General features: G+C 42.3%; 16 protein-coding genes and 2 pseudogenes. 16 read left to right on the forward strand and 2 right to left on the reverse strand.

The window, feature by feature from the left end; translation table 11 throughout:
- From Q4443_RS05475 to Q4443_RS05550, 16 genes and pseudogenes are all read left to right on the forward strand, one after another.
- Positions 1-2,703 (forward strand): annotated as a pseudogene (locus tag Q4443_RS05475) (YSIRK signal domain/LPXTG anchor domain surface protein); the annotation flags it as partial.
- A gap of 110 nt (positions 2,704-2,813) precedes the next feature.
- Entirely contained in the window at positions 2,814-3,020 is a 207-nt protein-coding gene (locus Q4443_RS05480) for a hypothetical protein (protein WP_000390700.1), read from the forward strand.
- Entirely contained in the window at positions 3,017-3,211 is a 195-nt protein-coding gene (locus Q4443_RS05485; RefSeq protein WP_000709165.1) for a hypothetical protein, read from the forward strand. Before Q4443_RS05480 ends, Q4443_RS05485 begins: the two co-directional genes overlap by 4 nt.
- A complete protein-coding gene (locus Q4443_RS05490; protein WP_303408099.1) occupies positions 3,198-4,073 on the forward strand; it encodes an ABC transporter ATP-binding protein in 876 nt (291 codons plus the stop codon). Before Q4443_RS05485 ends, Q4443_RS05490 begins: the two co-directional genes overlap by 14 nt.
- Before the next feature lie 12 nt (positions 4,074-4,085).
- Positions 4,086-4,820, forward strand: a complete 735-nt coding sequence (locus Q4443_RS05495) for an ABC transporter permease (RefSeq protein ID WP_084945611.1) — start codon at positions 4,086-4,088, stop codon at positions 4,818-4,820.
- Positions 4,821-4,824: 4 nt separating this feature from the next.
- Positions 4,825-5,922 (forward strand): sensor histidine kinase, encoded by a 1,098-nt coding sequence (locus Q4443_RS05500; RefSeq protein WP_303408100.1) that lies wholly within the window; start codon positions 4,825-4,827, stop codon positions 5,920-5,922.
- Position 5,923: 1 nt separating this feature from the next.
- Positions 5,924-6,523: a response regulator transcription factor gene (locus Q4443_RS05505; RefSeq protein WP_303408101.1), complete on the forward strand. Its 600-nt coding sequence runs from the start codon at positions 5,924-5,926 to the stop codon at positions 6,521-6,523.
- Positions 6,524-6,840: 317 nt separating this feature from the next.
- Positions 6,841-7,254 carry a 30S ribosomal protein S12 gene (rpsL, locus tag Q4443_RS05510; protein WP_001142332.1) on the forward strand — a complete coding sequence of 138 codons (414 nt, stop codon included), beginning with the start codon at positions 6,841-6,843 and terminating at the stop codon, positions 7,252-7,254.
- A gap of 19 nt (positions 7,255-7,273) precedes the next feature.
- On the forward strand, positions 7,274-7,744 hold the full coding sequence (gene rpsG / locus Q4443_RS05515) for a 30S ribosomal protein S7 (protein ID WP_000087873.1): 471 nt from the start codon (positions 7,274-7,276) through the stop codon (positions 7,742-7,744).
- A 278-nt stretch (positions 7,745-8,022) separates the two neighbouring features.
- Positions 8,023-10,104 (forward strand): elongation factor G, encoded by a 2,082-nt coding sequence (gene fusA, locus Q4443_RS05520; protein WP_000090340.1) that lies wholly within the window; start codon positions 8,023-8,025, stop codon positions 10,102-10,104.
- Between the two features lie 323 nt (positions 10,105-10,427).
- A complete protein-coding gene (locus Q4443_RS05525; RefSeq protein WP_049519462.1) occupies positions 10,428-12,128 on the forward strand; it encodes an acetolactate synthase large subunit in 1,701 nt (566 codons plus the stop codon).
- On the forward strand, positions 12,121-12,597 hold the full coding sequence (gene ilvN, locus Q4443_RS05530; RefSeq protein ID WP_001253813.1) for an acetolactate synthase small subunit: 477 nt from the start codon (positions 12,121-12,123) through the stop codon (positions 12,595-12,597). The genes Q4443_RS05525 and ilvN overlap by 8 nt, the downstream gene beginning before the upstream one ends.
- Before the next feature lie 77 nt (positions 12,598-12,674).
- Positions 12,675-13,697 carry a ketol-acid reductoisomerase gene (ilvC, locus tag Q4443_RS05535; RefSeq protein ID WP_000290683.1) on the forward strand — a complete coding sequence of 341 codons (1,023 nt, stop codon included), beginning with the start codon at positions 12,675-12,677 and terminating at the stop codon, positions 13,695-13,697.
- A gap of 79 nt (positions 13,698-13,776) precedes the next feature.
- Positions 13,777-15,027 carry a threonine ammonia-lyase IlvA gene (gene ilvA / locus Q4443_RS05540; protein WP_000947300.1) on the forward strand — a complete coding sequence of 417 codons (1,251 nt, stop codon included), beginning with the start codon at positions 13,777-13,779 and terminating at the stop codon, positions 15,025-15,027.
- Positions 15,028-15,109: 82 nt separating this feature from the next.
- Positions 15,110-16,006 (forward strand): SPFH domain-containing protein, encoded by an 897-nt coding sequence (locus tag Q4443_RS05545; protein WP_000244062.1) that lies wholly within the window; start codon positions 15,110-15,112, stop codon positions 16,004-16,006.
- A gap of 106 nt (positions 16,007-16,112) precedes the next feature.
- A pseudogene (locus tag Q4443_RS05550) lies at positions 16,113-16,327 on the forward strand (hypothetical protein).
- Positions 16,328-16,419: 92 nt separating this feature from the next.
- Here the strand turns inward: Q4443_RS05550 and Q4443_RS05555 are convergent.
- Positions 16,420-17,160 (reverse strand): amino acid ABC transporter ATP-binding protein, encoded by a 741-nt coding sequence (locus Q4443_RS05555; protein ID WP_000193351.1) that lies wholly within the window; start codon positions 17,158-17,160, stop codon positions 16,420-16,422.
- Positions 17,157-18,722 carry an ABC transporter substrate-binding protein/permease gene (locus tag Q4443_RS05560; protein ID WP_000732044.1) on the reverse strand — a complete coding sequence of 522 codons (1,566 nt, stop codon included), beginning with the start codon at positions 18,720-18,722 and terminating at the stop codon, positions 17,157-17,159. The genes Q4443_RS05555 and Q4443_RS05560 overlap by 4 nt, the downstream gene beginning before the upstream one ends.
- Positions 18,723-18,739 lie beyond the last annotated feature (17 nt).

Genomic DNA, 18,739 nt, shown 5'->3' on the forward strand with positions numbered 1-18,739 from the left:
AAGCAGTTTGTAGGTAGTCCAGATCCAGTTACAGTGAAGCGTGTGGATAAGAATGGCACTCCGGTTACTGCGACTTATACCCCAACAGTGACTAGGGTAACACCAACAGGAACTAACGCAACCAGCACAGGTCCTCAGGGTGTTCCACAAACCGGCACCCCAACCTTCCAAGGTGGCGACCCACTGGTTCCAATTGATGAAACAGTTGATCCAACCTTCGCAGATGGCAGCAAAGAGAAATCTATTCCAGGTCAAGGAACTTACACGATTTCGCCAGATGGAACTGTAACCTTCACTCCAGACAAGCAGTTTGTAGGTAGTCCAGATCCAGTTACAGTGAAGCGTGTGGATAAGAATGGCACTCCGGTTACTGCGACTTACAGTCCAGAGTTTACTAAGGTGACTCCAACTGGTACGGGAGATAAGACGGAGGGTCTGCAAGGTCAGGTCCAAGAAGGTAAAGTGACCTTCACTCCAGGCCATGACTTAGTTCCATTCCCAGCTGATTCGACTCCACTATTTGACAATGGTACAACTGTGAAGGAAGTGCCAAATGTTGGTAAGTTCGAAGTGGACGCAGACGGCAAGGTGACCTTCACGCCAGATAAGCAGTTCAAGGGTGAAACACCAGAGCTTGAATTGACTCGTGTGGATGCCAACGGCACCCCTGTTACCGTTAACTACCAAGCGGTGGTAAAAGAAGTAGTTCCAACCAGCACTAACGCAACCAGCACAGGGCCTCAAGGTGTCCCACAAACAGGTACCCCAACCTTCCAAGGTGGTGATCCACTGGTTCCAATCGATGAAACAGTTGAACCAACCTTCGAAGATGTAAGCAAAGAGAAATCTATTCCAGGTCAAGGAACTTACACGATTGCACCAGATGGAGCTGTAACTTTCACACCAGACAAACAGTTTGTCGGAAACCCAGATCCAATTATAGTCAAACGTGTGGATAAGAATGGCACTCCAGTCACTGCAACATACAGTCCAGAGTTCACTAAGGTAACACCAACTGGTACTGGTGATAAGACAGAGGGTCTGCAAGGTCAGGTTCAAGAAGGTAAAGTGACCTTCACCCCAGGCCATGACTCAGTTCCATTCCCAGCTGATTCAACTCCACTATTTGACAATGGTATAACTGTGAAAGAAGTGCCAAATGTTGGTAAGTTCGAAGTAGACGCAGATGGCAAGGTGACCTTCACCCCAGAGAAACAGTTCAAGGGTGAAACACCAGAGCTTGAATTGACTCGTGTAGATGCTAACGGCACTCCTGTTACTGTCAAGTACCAAGCGGTGGTGAAAGAAGTAGTTCCAACCAGCACTAACGCAACCAGCACAGGTCCTCAGGGTGTTCCACAAACAGGAACTCCAAGCTTCCAAGGTGGTGACCCACTGGTTCCAATTGATGAAACAGTTGACCCAACCTTCGCAGATGGAAGCAAAGAGAAGACGATTCCGGGTCAAGGAACCTACACGATTTCGCTAGACGGAACAGTGACCTTCACTCCAGACAAGCAGTTTGTAGGGAAACCTGATCCAATCACAGTCAAACGCGTAGATAAGAACGGTACCCCAGTTACTGCGACTTACATTCTAGAGTTCACTAAGGTAACACCAACTGGTAAAGATACTTCTTCAGTGAACATTAAGGGGCTTGTTCAAACGGGTACGCCAACATTTGAAGGTGGTAATCCGCTTGTTCCAATCGATGAAACAGTGGCAGCAACATTTGAAGATGGATCAACTGAAAAAGTGATTCCAGGTGAAGGAACTTATACAATCTCACCAGACGGCACCGTCACTTTCACGCCAGAGGCAGACTTTGTAGGAAAAGGAACCGGCGTAACGATTGTCCGTAAGGACAAGAATGGTACTCCAGTTACTGCAAGCTATCGCCCAACAGTTGTAGATCCATCTACTGGTCATGATACGGCTTCTACAGGAGCAAAAGGCCAACCACAAGTGGCAACACCAGTGTTTGAAGGACATATCGATAGTACAGTTCCACCAACCTTTGAGGATGGTAGCACGACTATGATTGTTCCGGGTGAAGGAAGCTATACAATTGATAAAGATGGTAAGATTACCTTTACTCCAGAACCAGACTTTGTTGGTACAGCTAAAGGATTGGTTGTGAAACGTTTGGATGTGTATGGAAATGTAGTTACTGCTCGCTACACACCAACTGTCCTTGGACAAACACAAGTGAGTGATGCGACATCAGAAGGTCTTAAAGGTCAAACTCAGACTGGTAAACCAAACTTTACAGGTGATGTCGATCTGACAGTTCCGCCAACCTTTGAAGATGGAACAACTGAAAAAGTCGTTCCAGGTGAAGGAACTTATGTAATCTCACCAGATGGCACCGTCATCTTTACCCCAGAGGCAGACTTTGTAGGACAAGCCAAAGGTGTGAAAGTGATCCGTAAAGATCGCAATGGAAATATCATTTCAGGATTCTATACTCCAACAGTAGTAGAACTTCCAGAGCAAGTGAAACAGTCTGATAAAAAAGAACTTTCAGTACCTGATTCGAAACCAGATCAATTGACGCAAAACATCTCTGTAGAAAAAAATCAACTTCCAAATACAGGAAGTCAAGAAGATGGTTTGAAAAATCTAGGAATCCTGACAGCTCTAACAGGTGTCATGACACTTGGATTGCTAGGTAAAAAGAAACGAAACGATGAATCAGACTAATCATTTTTAAGAACCGAGAAATCGGTTCTTTTTTATGACATTTGTCATATTTCCTAGTGACAGAAGCATCTAGCTCCGCCAACTTCAAAAGACTATAATTGAAGTATGAAATGGAGGAAGAAGAAATGAAAAATAAAATGATTGTCGCAGTGAGTTTAGTAGCAGCAGGAGTTATGACCTATCTCATGTTTTCAGGATTGGACGAGGGTTTCTATCATTTTCCTTGGGAGCTCTTTGCTGGCTTTGGAATGATGTCTTGGCTTGTCAGAGAAGGTTTGAAATTATTCAGAGATGTGAAAAAGGAGTTTGAGGAATGAAAAAAGCAATCATCTATTTCTTTATCGGCCTGTCACTCTTGGTATGGTTAGTGGAAATGTTTACTGGTTGGTTTGACCAAACCTTGCTTCGGCAATTCATTCGTGGTGCTTGGGGTTTTGGATTTATGATTTTCGTTGTTTTCCCTATGGGAATGAAGTGGTTGAAAGGAGAATCTCATGACTGTGATTAAAGTTGAGAAATTGAGTAAGAAAATAAAAGACAAGGAGATCTTGCGGAACATCTCTTTTGAAATCAACGATGGTGAATGTGTCGCCTTGATTGGGCCTAATGGAGCAGGAAAGACAACCTTGATTGATTGTCTCTTAGGCGATAAGTTCATGAGCTCAGGTCAGGTCGCCATTCAAGGATTTGCGCCAATAGATCCTCGTTTAAAGCAGCTTATTTCTATCTTGCCTCAAGAAAATACGGTGGTTCAAGACTTGAAAGTGAAAGAACTCTTATCCTTCTTTCAATCAATCTATCCAAACAGTCTCTCAAATCAAGAAATTGATGATTTGCTAAAATTTTCGGACAAACAGAAAAATCAGCTTGCGGGCAAGTTGTCTGGTGGGCAAAAACGTTTGTTCTCTTTCGTGTTGGCTTTAATCGGTCGTCCGAAAATTCTATTTTTGGACGAACCAACTGCTGCCATGGATACCTCGACACGTCAGCATTTTTGGGAAATTGTCAATCAGTTAAAGAAAAATGGTGTCACCATTGTCTACTCTTCTCACTATATCGAAGAGGTAGAACATACGGCTGACCGCATTTTGGTACTCCACAAGGGAGAATTGATTCGCGATACGACGCCTTATGCTATGCGTGGTGAAGAACAAGAAAAACATTTTACGGTACCACTAACTTATCAGGAAGTTATCAGCACTTTGGACCAGATTCAAGAGCTTGAAATCAAGCAAAATGCTCTTTCCTTCACAACCAAAGAAGCCAGCCAGGTATGGAAAGTTTTGCAAGAACAGGGCTGCATGATCGAAGAAATTGAAGTTCGCAATCGAACTCTCTTAGACAGTATCTTCGAAACGACTCAAGACTAAAGGAGATTGACGATGAAAAATATGACAAGTCTCATGAAAGTGGAAATCATTCTGATGAAACGGCAAGCAGTCTACTACTTGCTATCCATCGGACTTCCAAGTGTGTTTTACCTTATCTTTTCTGGTATGATGTCAGGGTCAGATATTCCAGAAATTGCTCTTCAAGCCTATCTCTTTGCCATGACGCTCTTTAGTATCATGTCAAGTGCCTTTTTCAGTATCCCTAGCACACTCGAATCCGACAAGACGAACAACTGGCAAAAATTGATTCAACATTCTCCCGTATCTATGGTAGAATATTATGTATCAAAACTGTTCAGCACTCTGCTTACTTTCTTGTTATCAATTATAGTTGTCTTTTCGGTTGGTCATTTTGTCCGCGGAGTGACGCTACCTTGGCTTGACTGGTTGGTAATTGGTGCTATTTTGCTGGTCGGAAGTGTGGTCTTTATCAGTATGGGTGTCTTGGTGAGCTTGTTACCCAGTGCTCAACTGATGACGGTTGTTGGAAATATTGCCTATATTGCTTTGGCTGTCCTAGGTGGACTGTGGTTCCCCTTGGATTCCTTCCCAGAATGGCTCCAATCTATTGGCAAACTGACTCCAACCTATCAACTGATGCAGGTTGTCTCTACTTATTTGGAGCATCACGAGTTTAACATTCTTGCTGCCTTGGTTGTACTAGGTTATACAGTTTTCTTTGGTGTATTGGTCATTCAACTGAAAAAACGGATCGAGGTAAAATAAATCTATGTTGGAAAAATTTAAAAACATTCATTATATGTTTCATATTTCAATAGTGTTTATCATCTTTCCTATAGCGGGTGTCATCGTTGGAGATTACCCGCTTTTAACCTTGTTCTGGGCTCTACTATTTGTACTTGCCTTCTATTCGGTTTTAATCAGTCAGAATCGCACCGTGCAGTGGCTGGCTTGGTGGGTCATGCTTGCCTACATTTTTTATACATCTGTTTGGCTAAGTTCGGGTTTCACATGGTTTATCTTCTATTTATCCAACCTCCTTATTTATGAGCTGGATGAGATTTCTTTTCACTCTTGGCGTTTTGTCAGTTTTGTTGTCTTGCAACCGTTCATTCTGACCGGAATCTATATGGTCAATCATGTTAGTCCCTGGCAGCTACTCTTTTTCTTGGTGACCTTTATCTTTTCCGATGCAATGACCTTTGGTCTTTATCGAATTCGGATAGCAGAAGAGCTAAAAGAAGAAAAGATGAAACAAAATGCCAAGCTCAATCTTTTATTGGCTGAAAACGAACGCAGTCGTATCGGTCAGGATCTTCATGACAGTCTAGGCCATACCTTTGCCATGTTGAGTGTGAAGACAGATCTTGCCCTCCAGCTTCTTCAAATGCAGGCCTATCCTCAAGTGGAAAAAGAATTAAAAGAAATTCATCAGATCAGTAAAGAATCCATGAATGAAGTTCGTACAATTATCGAAAATCTTAAAACAAGAACCCTTGCTTCCGAATTTGCGACTGTTAAAAAAATGCTGGAAATTGCAGGAATTGAAACGGAAATCAATCACCAACTAGATACAGCTAGCCTAACTCAGGAATTAGAATCAACGGCCTCCATGATTTTACTTGAGTTAGTGACCAACATCATCAAACATGCCAAAGCATCGAAAGCTTACTTGAAATTAGAACGAACTGAGAAAGAACTCATTCTAACAGTGAGAGATGATGGCTGTGGCTTTGCTTCTCTAAAAGGAGATGAACTCCATACTGTTCGAGACCGTGTCTTTCCATTTTCAGGAGAAGTAAAAGTGATCAGTCAGAAACATCCGACTGAAGTGCAGGTTCGACTACCTTACAAGGAGAGAAACTAAGATGAAACTACTTGTTGCAGAAGATCAAAGTATGTTGCGAGATGCCATGTGCCAGTTGCTTACCTTTCAACCAGATGTAGAGTCTGTCCTACAAGCCAAGGATGGCCAAGAAGCAATCCAGCTCCTAGACAAGGAGTATGTAGATATCGCCATCCTTGACGTAGAAATGCCTGTTAAGACAGGCCTCGAAGTCTTGGAGTGGATACGAGCAGAAAAGCTAGAAACAAAGGTAGTTGTGGTGACGACCTTCAAGCGTCCCGGTTATTTTGAACGTGCGGTCAAGGCTGGAGTGGATGCTTATGTCTTAAAAGAAAGAAGCATTGCAGACCTCATGCAAACCTTGCACACTGTTCTTGAAGGACGTAAGGAATATTCGCCTGAATTGATGGAAGTGGTGATGACGCACCCCAATCCGTTAACAGAGCAAGAAATCGCTGTTTTAAAGGGAATCGCTCAGGGCTTGTCTAACCAAGAAATCGCAGACCAACTCTATCTATCAAATGGAACCGTCCGAAACTATGTCACCAATATTCTTTCGAAACTAGATGCTGGTAATCGAACAGAGGCAGCCAACATTGCAAAAGAATCTGGTTGGCTTTGATAAGAAGGGTAAAAAATTCCGAAATGACAACTTGAATCAAAGGAAAACCATACTAGAAAGGAGGAGGCAAATTGCCTCCTTTTCTGGTTTAGAAAAGGGGTGAAAGCTAGTGTCAAAGAGTGAAAAGATCAGAATAAAAATGAAAAATATCTTGACAATGAAGGAAAAATTGTGTTACAATAATAGACGGTACTTTTTACTTTTGGTCTCTCAAAAGTGTACAGGGACGTGCTGACAAATGTTGCAAAAGTACACACAGATGGTAGCTGTCACCAAGTGTATCATCACCAAAAATAAAAAAACACAGGAGAATGTAGATGCCTACAATTAACCAATTGGTTCGCAAACCGCGTAAATCAAAAGTAGAAAAATCTAAATCACCAGCTTTGAACGTTGGTTACAACAGTCATAAAAAAGTTCAAACAAACGTTTCTTCACCACAAAAACGTGGTGTTGCAACTCGTGTGGGAACAATGACACCTAAAAAACCTAACTCTGCCCTTCGTAAATTCGCTCGTGTACGTTTGAGCAACCTTATCGAAGTTACTGCCTACATCCCAGGTATCGGACACAACTTGCAAGAGCACAGCGTGGTGCTTCTTCGTGGTGGACGTGTAAAAGACCTTCCAGGGGTACGTTACCATATCGTACGTGGTGCACTTGATACTGCAGGTGTTAACGATCGTAAACAAGGCCGTTCTAAATACGGTACTAAACGTCCAAAAGCATAAGGAAAGGGGATAAAGAGAAATGAGTCGTAAAAATAGAGCTCCAAAACGTGACGTATTGCCAGATCCGCTTTACAATTCACAACTAGTTACTCGTCTTATCAACCGCGTTATGCTTGACGGTAAACGTGGTACAGCTGCTTCAATCGTTTACGGTGCTTTTGAACAAATCAAAGAAGCTACTGGTAACGATGCACTTGAAGTATTTGAAACAGCTATGGAAAACATCATGCCTGTACTTGAAGTACGTGCACGTCGTGTTGGTGGATCTAACTACCAAGTCCCAGTTGAAGTTCGTCCAGAACGTCGTACAACACTTGGACTTCGTTGGTTGGTAACCATCGCTCGCCTTCGTGGTGAACACACAATGCAAGACCGTCTTGCAAAAGAAATCTTGGATGCTGCGAACAACACTGGTGCAGCTGTTAAGAAACGTGAAGACACTCACCGTATGGCTGAAGCTAACCGTGCCTTCGCACACTTCCGTTGGTAATAAAATGATACCAAGAGCGGCAAAGGCCCAAGGCAAAAATAGGAAACTGATGCAGTGTTCCGTGAACACAAAGCAGTTTATCTTTTTTGCACCGGGCCTCGCTCGGGTTCAAATCAGTTAACTTGAGCTTCTAGCCCGAGTTCAATTCAACTTGTATACAAGTTGAAACCAACAAAAACAAGATAAACATTGAGAACGGGTAGGTCCTGCCTATCCGTTTTTATTAAAATCGTGTTATAATAGAATAGAAATTAAAATAAATAGGAGAAACAAACCTCATGGCACGCGAATTTTCACTAGAAAAAACTCGTAATATCGGTATCATGGCTCACGTCGATGCTGGTAAAACAACAACTACTGAGCGTATTCTTTACTACACTGGTAAAATCCACAAAATCGGTGAAACTCACGAAGGTGCGTCACAAATGGACTGGATGGAGCAAGAGCAAGAACGTGGTATCACTATCACATCTGCTGCGACAACAGCTCAATGGAACAACCACCGCGTAAACATCATCGACACACCAGGACACGTGGACTTCACAATCGAAGTACAACGTTCTCTTCGTGTATTGGACGGTGCGGTTACTGTTCTTGACTCACAATCAGGTGTTGAGCCTCAAACTGAAACAGTTTGGCGTCAAGCAACTGAGTACGGAGTTCCACGTATCGTATTTGCCAACAAAATGGACAAAATCGGTGCTGACTTCCTTTACTCAGTAAGCACACTTCACGACCGTCTTCAAGCAAACGCACACCCAATCCAATTGCCAATCGGTGCTGAAGATGACTTCCGCGGTATCATCGACTTGATCAAGATGAAAGCTGAAATCTATACTAACGACCTTGGTACAGATATCCTTGAAGAAGATATTCCAGCTGAATACCTTGACCAAGCTCAAGAATACCGTGAAAAATTGGTGGAAGCAGTTGCTGAAACTGATGAAGACTTGATGATGAAATACCTTGAAGGTGAAGAAATCACTAACGAAGAATTGAAAGTTGCTATCCGTAAAGCAACTATCAACGTTGAATTCTTCCCAGTATTGTGTGGTTCTGCCTTCAAGAACAAGGGTGTTCAATTGATGCTTGATGCGGTTATCGACTACCTTCCAAGCCCACTTGACATCCCAGCAATCAAAGGTATCAACCCAGATACAGACGAAGAAGAAACTCGTCCAGCATCTGACGAAGAGCCATTCGCAGCTCTTGCCTTCAAGATTGCAACAGACCCATTTGTAGGTCGTTTGACATTCTTCCGTGTATACTCAGGTGTTCTTCAATCAGGTTCTTACGTAATGAACACTTCTAAAGGTAAACGTGAACGTATCGGACGTCTTGTGCAATTGCATGCCAATAGTCGTCAAGAAATCGAAACCGTTTATGCTGGTGATATTGCAGCTGCTATTGGTTTGAAGGATACAACTACTGGTGATTCATTGACAGATGAAAAAGCTAAAATCATCCTTGAGTCAATCCACGTTCCAGAACCAGTTATCCAGTTGATGGTTGAGCCAAAATCTAAAGCTGACCAAGATAAGATGGGTATCGCACTTCAAAAATTGGCTGAAGAAGATCCAACATTCCGCGTTGAAACAAACGTTGAAACTGGTGAAACAGTTATCTCAGGTATGGGTGAACTTCACCTTGACGTCCTTGTTGACCGTATGCGTCGTGAGTTCAAAGTGGAAGCGAACGTAGGTGCTCCTCAAGTATCTTACCGTGAAACATTCCGCGCTTCTACTCAAGCTCGTGGATTCTTCAAACGTCAGTCTGGTGGTAAAGGTCAATTTGGTGATGTATGGATTGAGTTTAGTCCAAACGAAGAAGGTAAAGGATTCGAATTCGAAAACGCAATCGTCGGTGGTGTGGTTCCTCGTGAATTTATCCCAGCGGTTGAAAAAGGTTTGGTAGAATCTATGGCTAACGGTGTTCTTGCAGGTTACCCAATGGTTGACGTTAAAGCTAAGCTTTACGACGGTTCATACCACGATGTCGACTCATCTGAAACAGCCTTCAAGATCGCGGCTTCACTTGCCCTTAAAGAAGCTGCTAAATCAGCACAACCAGCTATCCTTGAGCCAATGATGCTTGTAACCATCACTGTTCCAGAAGAAAACCTTGGTGATGTTATGGGTCACGTAACTGCTCGTCGTGGACGTGTAGATGGTATGGAAGCACACGGTAACAGCCAAATCGTTCGTGCTTACGTTCCACTTGCTGAAATGTTCGGTTACGCAACAGTTCTTCGTTCTGCATCTCAAGGACGTGGTACCTTCATGATGGTATTTGACCACTACGAAGATGTACCTAAGTCAGTACAAGAAGAAATCATTAAGAAAAACAAAGGTGAAGACTAATCAGTCCTCACTCTAGAAGGAAGTCACTTAGTGGCTTCCTTTTTTTGTCTTTAACTATTCATTTTTGCTGAATATAGTATACAAATTTGGTCGTTAAGTGAGAAAAATACTAATTCTACCAAGAAAGAAAATATTCTAATTTGATAAATTAAAATAAATAAAGGTTCCTAATTCCGTAGATAACTTAATAAAAATAAGGAAATGATTCATAAATACACTTTTAGATAGAAAATTCAGAAAATTGACTCTTTTGCCTTGAAAATTTTTGAAAAAATGGTATGATAGTAACAAGCTATTTTTTTAAGAGAAGAGAAAGGGGAACAATGGAGAAAATCAGTTTAGAATCTCCTAAGACGGGGTCGGACCTAGTTTTGGAAACACTTCGGGACTTAGGGATTGATACCATTTTTGGTTATCCTGGTGGTGCGGTCTTACCTTTGTATGATGCGATATACAATTTTAAAGGTATTCGCCACATCTTGGGACGCCATGAGCAAGGTTGTTTGCACGAAGCTGAAGGATATGCCAAATCAACTGGAAAGTTGGGCGTTGCCGTCGTCACGAGTGGGCCGGGAGCAACAAATGCCATTACAGGGATTGCAGATGCCATGAGCGATAGCGTTCCCCTTTTGGTCTTTACAGGTCAGGTTGCGCGAGCTGGGATTGGGAAGGATGCCTTTCAGGAGGCGGATATCGTAGGTATTACCATGCCCATTACCAAGTACAATTACCAAGTTCGTGAGACAGCAGATATTCCTCGTATCATTACGGAAGCTGTCCATATCGCAACGACAGGTCGTCCAGGTCCAGTTGTGATTGACTTGCCCAAGGATGTATCAGCCCTAGAGACAGATTTCATCTATTCGCCGGAGGTGAATTTACCAAGTTACCAACCGACACTTGATCCAAATGACATGCAAATCAAGAAAATCTTGAAGCAATTGTCAAAAGCCAAGAAACCTGTTTTGTTAGCAGGGGGCGGTATCAGCTATGCAGAAGCTTCTAAGGAGCTCAATGAATTTGCTGAACGTTACCAAATTCCAGTAGTCACTAGTCTTTTGGGGCAAGGAACCATTGCAACGAGTCATCCGCTCTTCCTAGGGATGGGAGGCATGCACGGTTCTTTCGCAGCCAACATTGCAATGACGGAAGCGGACTTTATGATTAGTATTGGTTGCCGTTTCGATGACCGCTTGACTGGGAACCCTAAGACCTTCGCGAAGAATGCTAAGGTTGCTCATATCGACATTGACCCAGCTGAGATTGGTAAGATTATCAGTGCAGATATTCCTGTAGTGGGGGATGCTAAGAAAGCCTTGCAGATGCTACTGGCAGAACCAACTGTTCATAACAATACTGAAAAGTGGATTGAAAAAGTCACCAAGGACAAGAATCGAGTTCGTTCTTATGATAAGAAAGAACGTGTGGTTCAACCTCAGGCCGTTATTGAACGCATCGGTGAGTTGACGCATGGTGATGCCATTGTCGTAACTGACGTAGGGCAGCACCAAATGTGGACAGCTCAGTATTATCCTTACCAAAATGAGCGTCAGTTAGTCACTTCAGGTGGTTTGGGTACCATGGGCTTCGGAGTTCCTGCAGCTATCGGAGCCAAGATTGCCAATCCAGAAAAAGAGGTCATCCTTTTTGTTGGTGATGGTGGCTTCCAAATGACCAACCAAGAACTAGCTATCCTAAACATCTACAAGGTGCCGATTAAGGTTGTCATGTTGAATAACCATTCACTAGGAATGGTTCGTCAGTGGCAGGAATCCTTCTATGAGGGTAGAACTTCCGAGTCAGTCTTTGATACCCTTCCTGACTTCCAGTTGATGGCACAGGCCTACGGCATCAAAAACTATAAATTTGATAATCCAGAGACGATAGAGAAGGATCTAGAAGTCATTCTGGAGGATGTGCCGATGTTTATCGAGGTGGATATTTCTCGTAAGGAACAGGTCTTACCGATGGTACCAGCTGGTAAGAGCAATCATGAGATGTTGGGGGTGAAGTTCCATGCGTAGAATGTTAACAGCTAGATTGCAAAACCGTTCAGGAGTTTTGAATCGTTTTACAGGTGTCCTTTCTCGTCGTCAAGTCAATATTGAGAGTATCTCAGTTGGTGCGACAGAGAACCCCAATGTATCTCGCATCACCATCATTATTGATGTAGCATCTCATGATGAAGTAGAGCAAATCATTAAACAGCTCAATCGTCAGATTGATGTGATTCGCATTCGAGATATCACAGATAAACCACACTTGGAAAGAGAAGTTATCTTGGTGAAGGTATCTGCTCCTGCTGAGAAGCGTGCAGAAATCTTGGCCATTATCCAACCTTTCCGTGCAACGGTAGTAGATGTGGCTCCAAGCTCAATCACCATCCAGATGACGGGAAATGCTGAAAAGAGTGAAGCTTTATTGCGAGTGATTCGACCATACGGCATTAAAAATATCGCTCGTACGGGTGCAACTGGATTTACCCGCGACTAATACTCTTAGTATAAAATCCAGCATAAATTTGTTAAACCAGCCTATAAGGCAATAAAAATAGAAAAGAGAGAAAAACTATGGCAGTTCAAATGGAATACGAAAAAGATGTTAAAGTAGCAGCGCTTGACGGTAAAAAAATCGCCGTAATCGGTTATGGTTCACAAGGACATGCGCATGCGCAAAACTTGCGTGACTCAGGTCGTGATGTCATCATCGGTGTGCGTCCAGGTAAATCTTTTGACAAAGCAAAAGAAGATGGTTTTGACACTTACACAGTAGCAGAAGCAACTAAATTGGCTGACGTTATCATGATCTTGGCACCAGACGAAATCCAACAAGAATTGTACGAAGCAGAAATCGCTCCAAACTTGGAAGCTGGAAATGCAGTTGGATTTGCTCATGGTTTCAATATCCACTTTGAATTTATCAAAGTTCCTGCAGATGTCGATGTCTTCATGTGTGCTCCTAAAGGACCAGGACACTTGGTACGTCGTACTTACGAAGAAGGATTTGGTGTACCAGCTCTTTACGCAGTTTACCAAGATGCAACTGGAAATGCGAAAAACATTGCGATGGACTGGTGTAAAGGTGTTGGGGCAGCTCGTGTTGGTTTGCTTGAAACAACTTACAAAGAAGAAACTGAAGAAGATTTGTTTGGTGAACAAGCCGTACTTTGTGGTGGTTTGACTGCCCTTATCGAAGCAGGTTTTGAAGTCTTGACAGAAGCAGGCTATGCCCCAGAATTGGCTTACTTTGAAGTTCTTCACGAAATGAAATTGATCGTTGACTTGATCTATGAAGGTGGATTCAAGAAAATGCGTCAATCTATTTCAAACACTGCTGAATACGGTGACTATGTATCAGGTCCACGTGTGATTACTGAGCAAGTTAAAGAAAACATGAAAGCTGTTTTGGCAGATATCCAAAATGGTAAATTTGCAAATGACTTTGTAAATGACTACAAGGCTGGTCGTCCAAAATTAACTGCTTACCGTGAACAAGCAGCTAACCTTGAAATTGAAAAAGTTGGTGCAGAATTGCGTAAAGCAATGCCTTTCGTTGGTAAAAACGACGACGACGCATTCAAAATCTACAATTAATTCTTGTAAAGAGAGACAGAAGGCGAGTTGGGGGTACCTAACTCGTTTTTTATCTTGAACAGTATTTGAGGAGGAGACAATGCTAAGTGCAAAAGATGTGGTGAAAGCCCACAAAGTTTTGAGTGGTGTAGTAGTTGATACACCACTAGAATATGATCATTATTTATCAGAAAAATACCAAGCAAAGATTTATCTCAAAAAGGAGAATGCGCAACGAGTTCGCTCTTTTAAAATTCGTGGAGCCTATTATGCCATTTCTCAGCTATCAAAAGAAGAACGTGAGCGTGGTGTAGTCTGTGCCTCTGCGGGAAATCATGCCCAAGGTGTCGCCTATACTTGTAATGAGATGAAGATTCCTGCAACGATCTTTATGCCCATCACAACACCGCAACAAAAGATTGGGCAGGTTCGCTTTTTCGGTGGAGAGTTTGTGACGATCAAGTTGGTTGGGGATACCTTTGATGCTTCTGCTAAGGCAGCACAAGAATTTACATTAACAGAAAACCGCACCTTCATCGATCCTTTTGATGATGCGCATGTTCAGGCTGGTCAAGGGACTGTAGCCTATGAAATTCTTGAAGAAGCCCGTAAAGAGTCTATTGATTTTGATACAGTACTTGTACCAGTAGGTGGTGGCGGATTGATTGCCGGTGTTTCTACATATATTAAGGAAACCAACCCGACTATTGAAGTGATCGGAGTAGAAGCTAATGGTGCTCGCTCTATGAAAGCAGCCTTTGAAGCTGGGGGACCAGTTAAGCTCAAAGAAATTGATAAGTTTGCTGATGGGATAGCCGTACAGAAGGTTGGGCAATTAACCTATGAAGCAACCCGAAAGAATGTTGAAACGCTGATTGGGGTGGACGAGGGATTGATTTCTGAAACCTTGATTGATCTTTATTCTAAGCAAGGTATTGTAGCAGAACCAGCCGGAGCTGCCAGCGTTGCAGCCTTGGAAGTTTTATCAGACTATATCAAAGGCAAGACGATTTGTTGTATCATTTCTGGGGGGAATAACGATATCAACCGCATGCCAGAGATGGAAGAACGTGCCTTGATTTACGATGGAATCAAGCATTACTTTGTAGTGAATTTCCCACAACGTCCAGGAGCTCTACGAGAGTTTGTAAATGACATTTTGGGGCCAAATGATGACATCACTCGTTTTGAATATATCAAACGAGCAAGCAAGGGGACAGGCCCTGTCTTGATTGGGGTAGCCCTTGCCAATAAGCATGATTATGCTGGATTGATTCATCGGATGGAAAAGTTTGACCCATCTTATATTAATTTGAATGGGAACGAAACGTTGTACAATATGCTAGTTTAAGCTAAAATAAAATTATTATCATATTATTTGCGTAATGGTAATGATGGTGCTATAATGAGGGTGACGAAAGGGGGAGATTCCCATGGTTTTACAAATTTTACTTGTTTTATTGTTTTTAGTGGTGATTGCATCAGTGATTATGGTTAGTTCTGTGTATGTGGTTCGACAACAATCTGTCGCTATCATAGAACGCTTTGGTAAATACCAAAAATTGAGCAATAGTGGTATTCATTTACGAGCTCCTTTTGGAATTGATAGGATTGCGGCAAGAGTTCAACTACGCTTGTTGCAAAGTGAGATTGTTGTAGAGACAAAGACGCAAGATAATGTATTTGTAACGATGAATGTGGCAACTCAGTATCGAGTAAATGAAAACAATGTCACAGATGCTTATTATAAATTGATGCGTCCAGAAGCTCAGATTAAATCCTATATCGAAGATGCTTTGCGTTCATCTGTACCTAAGTTAACTTTAGATGAGTTATTTGAGAAGAAAGATGAAATTGCATTAGAAGTTCAAAAACAAGTGGCTGAAGAAATGTCTACATATGGGTATATCATTGTCAAAACGCTGATTACTAAGGTTGAACCTGATGCTGAAGTAAAACAATCAATGAATGAAATTAACGCGGCTCAACGTAAGAGAGTTGCGGCGCAAGAGCTTGCTGAAGCAGATAAGATTAAAATCGTGACCGCAGCAGAAGCTGAAGCAGAAAAAGATCGCCTACATGGTGTAGGGATTGCAGAGCAGCGTAAAGCAATTGTTGACGGACTAGCTGATTCTATCCAAGAGTTAAAGGGAGCCAATGTTGAGCTAACTGAAGAACAAATCATGTCTATCCTATTAACGAACCAGTATTTAGATACGTTGAATAATTTTGCAGATAAAGAGGGTAATAATACAATCTTCCTACCAGCAAATCCTAATGGAGTTGAAGACATAAGAACACATATATTATCGGCTTTGAAAGCCAAATAAAAATATGCAGAATAATATAGTTACGACGAATATATGTTTTTTTATTGACAAACGAAATAAAAACGTATACAATTAAGTATTGTAAAGAATAATTTAGGAGAAGAACATGGCTAAGTCGAACTTTGAAAAAGTAGAAGCAGTTGTTGGCTGGGTTCGTGATAAGAAAATCACAGGCTACCGTATCTCTAAAGAAACGAATGCGCGTGAAATGTCTATCATTGCTCTAGCACAAGGACGCGCAAAAGTTAAAAATATTTCATTTGAAACAGCTCTTGGTTTAATCGATTTCTATGAAAAAATCATGAAAAATTTGAAGATTAAACTGTGGTCACAGGCAGATTCCTGAATCGAGTCTGCCTTTTCTTTACAATTACAAACTAAAAAGACTGCATTCTTTATGCAGTCTTTGTTTATTAGCTGAGATAACGTTGAAGAAATTCTTTTGTTCGTTCTTCTTTAGGATTTGTAAAGAGGTCTTCTGGTTTGCCTTCTTCAGCAATGACACCCTTATCCATAAAGATGACACGGTGAGAGACATCGCGAGCGAACTCCATTTCGTGGGTTACGACGATCATGGTCAAGCCTTCTTGAGCCAAATCCTGCATAATTTTGAGGACTTCTCCGACCATTTCAGGGTCAAGGGCAGATGTTGGTTCGTCGAAGAGAATGGCATCAGGATTCATGGAGAGTGCGCGGGCGATAGCCACGCGTTGTTTTTGACCTCCTGAGAGTTGCTTCGGTTTGGCTTGCCAGTATCGTTCTCCCATGCCAACTTTTTCGAGATTCTCTTTGGCAATTTTTTCAGCTTCAGAGTGATCACGTTTAAGGACAGTCGTCTGAGCGACGATTGTATTTTCAAGGACATTCAGATTTTCAAAGAGATTGAAAGATTGGAAAACCATACCGAGTTTTTCACGATAATGGGTGAGGTTATAGCCTTTTTCTAAGACATTTTCTCCTCGATAGAGAATCTCTCCCTCTGTAGGTGTTTCGAGTAAATTAATTGAACGAAGGAAGGTTGATTTTCCACTTCCAGAGCTTCCGATGATGGAAATAACCTCTCCTTTATGGACGGTGAGAGAAATGTCTTTTAGCACTTCGTTTTGCCCATAGGATTTTTTGAGGTGTTTGATTTCAAGGATTGGTTGTGTCATTTTTTCAAATCCTCCGTTTGCATTTGGTTAGCACCTGTAGTGTAAGTATCCATGTCCATACGACGTTCGATGAAGCGTAGGATACGGGTCACAGTAAAGGTGAGGACAAAGTAAATCACGGCGATGATGGTAAAGGTCTGGAAGTATTGATAGGTTTGTGTTGCTACAGTATTTCCTGAGAAATAAAGCTCAACAACTGAAATAACGTTCAATACAGAGGTATCTTTGATATTGATGACAAACTCATTACCAGTAGCAGGTAGAATATTGCGGACAACCTGAGGTAGGACAATCTTACGCATGGTTTGATTGTGGGTCATACCAAGAGCAGTTGCAGCTTCAAACTGTCCTTTGTCAACTGCTAGAATACCACCACGAACGATCTCTGTCATGTAGGCTCCCGTATTGATTGAGACGATGAAAATAGCAGCTAGTGTGCGGTCAAGGTTGATACCGAAAGCTTGGGCAGTTCCATAGTAGATAACCATAGATTGAACAATCATCGGTGTACCACGGAAGATCTCGATATAGACATTGAGAATCCAACCGACTAGTTTCTGTAGGGCGTACATTGCCTTGTTCTCAGATAGTGGAGCGGTACGGAAGACCCCAATCGCAAGTCCGATAAGGAGACCTGTGATGGTTCCGATAATGGAGATTAAGAGTGTGATACCAGCACCACGCAAGAGTTGTTGCCAGTTTTCAGAAAGGATCTTAGCGACTTGGCTAAAGAAACTACTTTCTTCCTCTGTTGTTGTAGACTCCACAGGTTGCTCTTTGATCATACGATCCATGAGGGCTACTTGTTCATCCTTAGAGATGGTTTCGATGCTAGCATTGATTTGGCTGATGCGGCTGTCATCTTTACGAAGTCCAATGGCAATAGCTGTATCTTCCTCGCCAGTTTTGAAACCTGGTTGAGGTTGGATCATTTTGAACTTAGCGTTAGCAGACTCAGCGGTCATTGCTTCAGGTCGTTCAGAAACATAGGCATCAATAACACCAGCCTCCAGAGCTTGACGCATTTGGGCGAAGTCACCCATAGCTGTTTCTTTTTTGGCACCTGGAATTTGGGAAATCAGGTCATAAAGATAAACACCTTGTTGAGACGTGATTTTTGCTCCACTAAAGTCTTCCAAAGATTTGGCATTCGCATAGGCAGAGTCCTTTTTTACCAATAGAACCGGTTCGCTAGTATAGTAACTGCTTGAAAAAGCAATTTCTTGTTTGCGTTCAGCGGTTGGGCTCATACCGGCAATGATCATATCGATTTTGCCAGAAGTAAGGGCTGGAACAAGTCCTTCCCATTTGGTTTTCACGACCAAGGGTTCCTTGCCAAGGTCTTTGGCAATCTTTTTAGCGATTTGAACATCGTAGCCGTTGGCATATTGGTTGGTACCGTCGATTTTGACGGCGCCGTTACTATCGTCGTCTTGAGTCCAGTTGAAGGGAGCGTAAGCTGCCTCCATCCCGATGCGTAAATATTCGTCGGCTTGGACTTGGCTAACTAGTCCTAAGGTAAGGGCTAAGCTAGCAAGGATAGATAAGCATAATTTTTTCATGTTTTCTCCTATTTCTA

The organism is Streptococcus sp. GP0011 (assembly GCF_030546305.1).
Classification (GTDB): domain Bacteria; phylum Bacillota; class Bacilli; order Lactobacillales; family Streptococcaceae; genus Streptococcus.

Excerpts from the sequence above, each read along its gene's own strand:
- Q4443_RS05480 (WP_000390700.1), top strand. The coding sequence starts at position 2,814 with ATGGAGGAAGAAGAAATGAAAAATAAAATGATTGTCGCAGTGAGTTTA.
- Q4443_RS05485 (WP_000709165.1), top strand. The coding sequence starts at position 3,017 with ATGAAAAAAGCAATCATCTATTTCTTTATCGGCCTGTCACTCTTGGTA.
- Q4443_RS05490 (WP_303408099.1), top strand. The coding sequence starts at position 3,198 with ATGACTGTGATTAAAGTTGAGAAATTGAGTAAGAAAATAAAAGACAAG.
- Q4443_RS05495 (WP_084945611.1), top strand. The coding sequence starts at position 4,086 with ATGAAAAATATGACAAGTCTCATGAAAGTGGAAATCATTCTGATGAAA.
- Q4443_RS05500 (WP_303408100.1), top strand. The coding sequence starts at position 4,825 with ATGTTGGAAAAATTTAAAAACATTCATTATATGTTTCATATTTCAATA.
- Q4443_RS05505 (WP_303408101.1), top strand. The coding sequence starts at position 5,924 with ATGAAACTACTTGTTGCAGAAGATCAAAGTATGTTGCGAGATGCCATG.
- rpsL (WP_001142332.1), top strand. The coding sequence starts at position 6,841 with ATGCCTACAATTAACCAATTGGTTCGCAAACCGCGTAAATCAAAAGTA.
- rpsG (WP_000087873.1), top strand. The coding sequence starts at position 7,274 with ATGAGTCGTAAAAATAGAGCTCCAAAACGTGACGTATTGCCAGATCCG.
- fusA (WP_000090340.1), top strand. The coding sequence starts at position 8,023 with ATGGCACGCGAATTTTCACTAGAAAAAACTCGTAATATCGGTATCATG.
- Q4443_RS05525 (WP_049519462.1), top strand. The coding sequence starts at position 10,428 with ATGGAGAAAATCAGTTTAGAATCTCCTAAGACGGGGTCGGACCTAGTT.
- ilvN (WP_001253813.1), top strand. The coding sequence starts at position 12,121 with ATGCGTAGAATGTTAACAGCTAGATTGCAAAACCGTTCAGGAGTTTTG.
- ilvC (WP_000290683.1), top strand. The coding sequence starts at position 12,675 with ATGGCAGTTCAAATGGAATACGAAAAAGATGTTAAAGTAGCAGCGCTT.
- ilvA (WP_000947300.1), top strand. The coding sequence starts at position 13,777 with ATGCTAAGTGCAAAAGATGTGGTGAAAGCCCACAAAGTTTTGAGTGGT.
- Q4443_RS05545 (WP_000244062.1), top strand. The coding sequence starts at position 15,110 with ATGGTTTTACAAATTTTACTTGTTTTATTGTTTTTAGTGGTGATTGCA.
- Q4443_RS05555 (WP_000193351.1), bottom strand. The coding sequence starts at position 17,160 with ATGACACAACCAATCCTTGAAATCAAACACCTCAAAAAATCCTATGGG.
- Q4443_RS05560 (WP_000732044.1), bottom strand. The coding sequence starts at position 18,722 with ATGAAAAAATTATGCTTATCTATCCTTGCTAGCTTAGCCCTTACCTTA.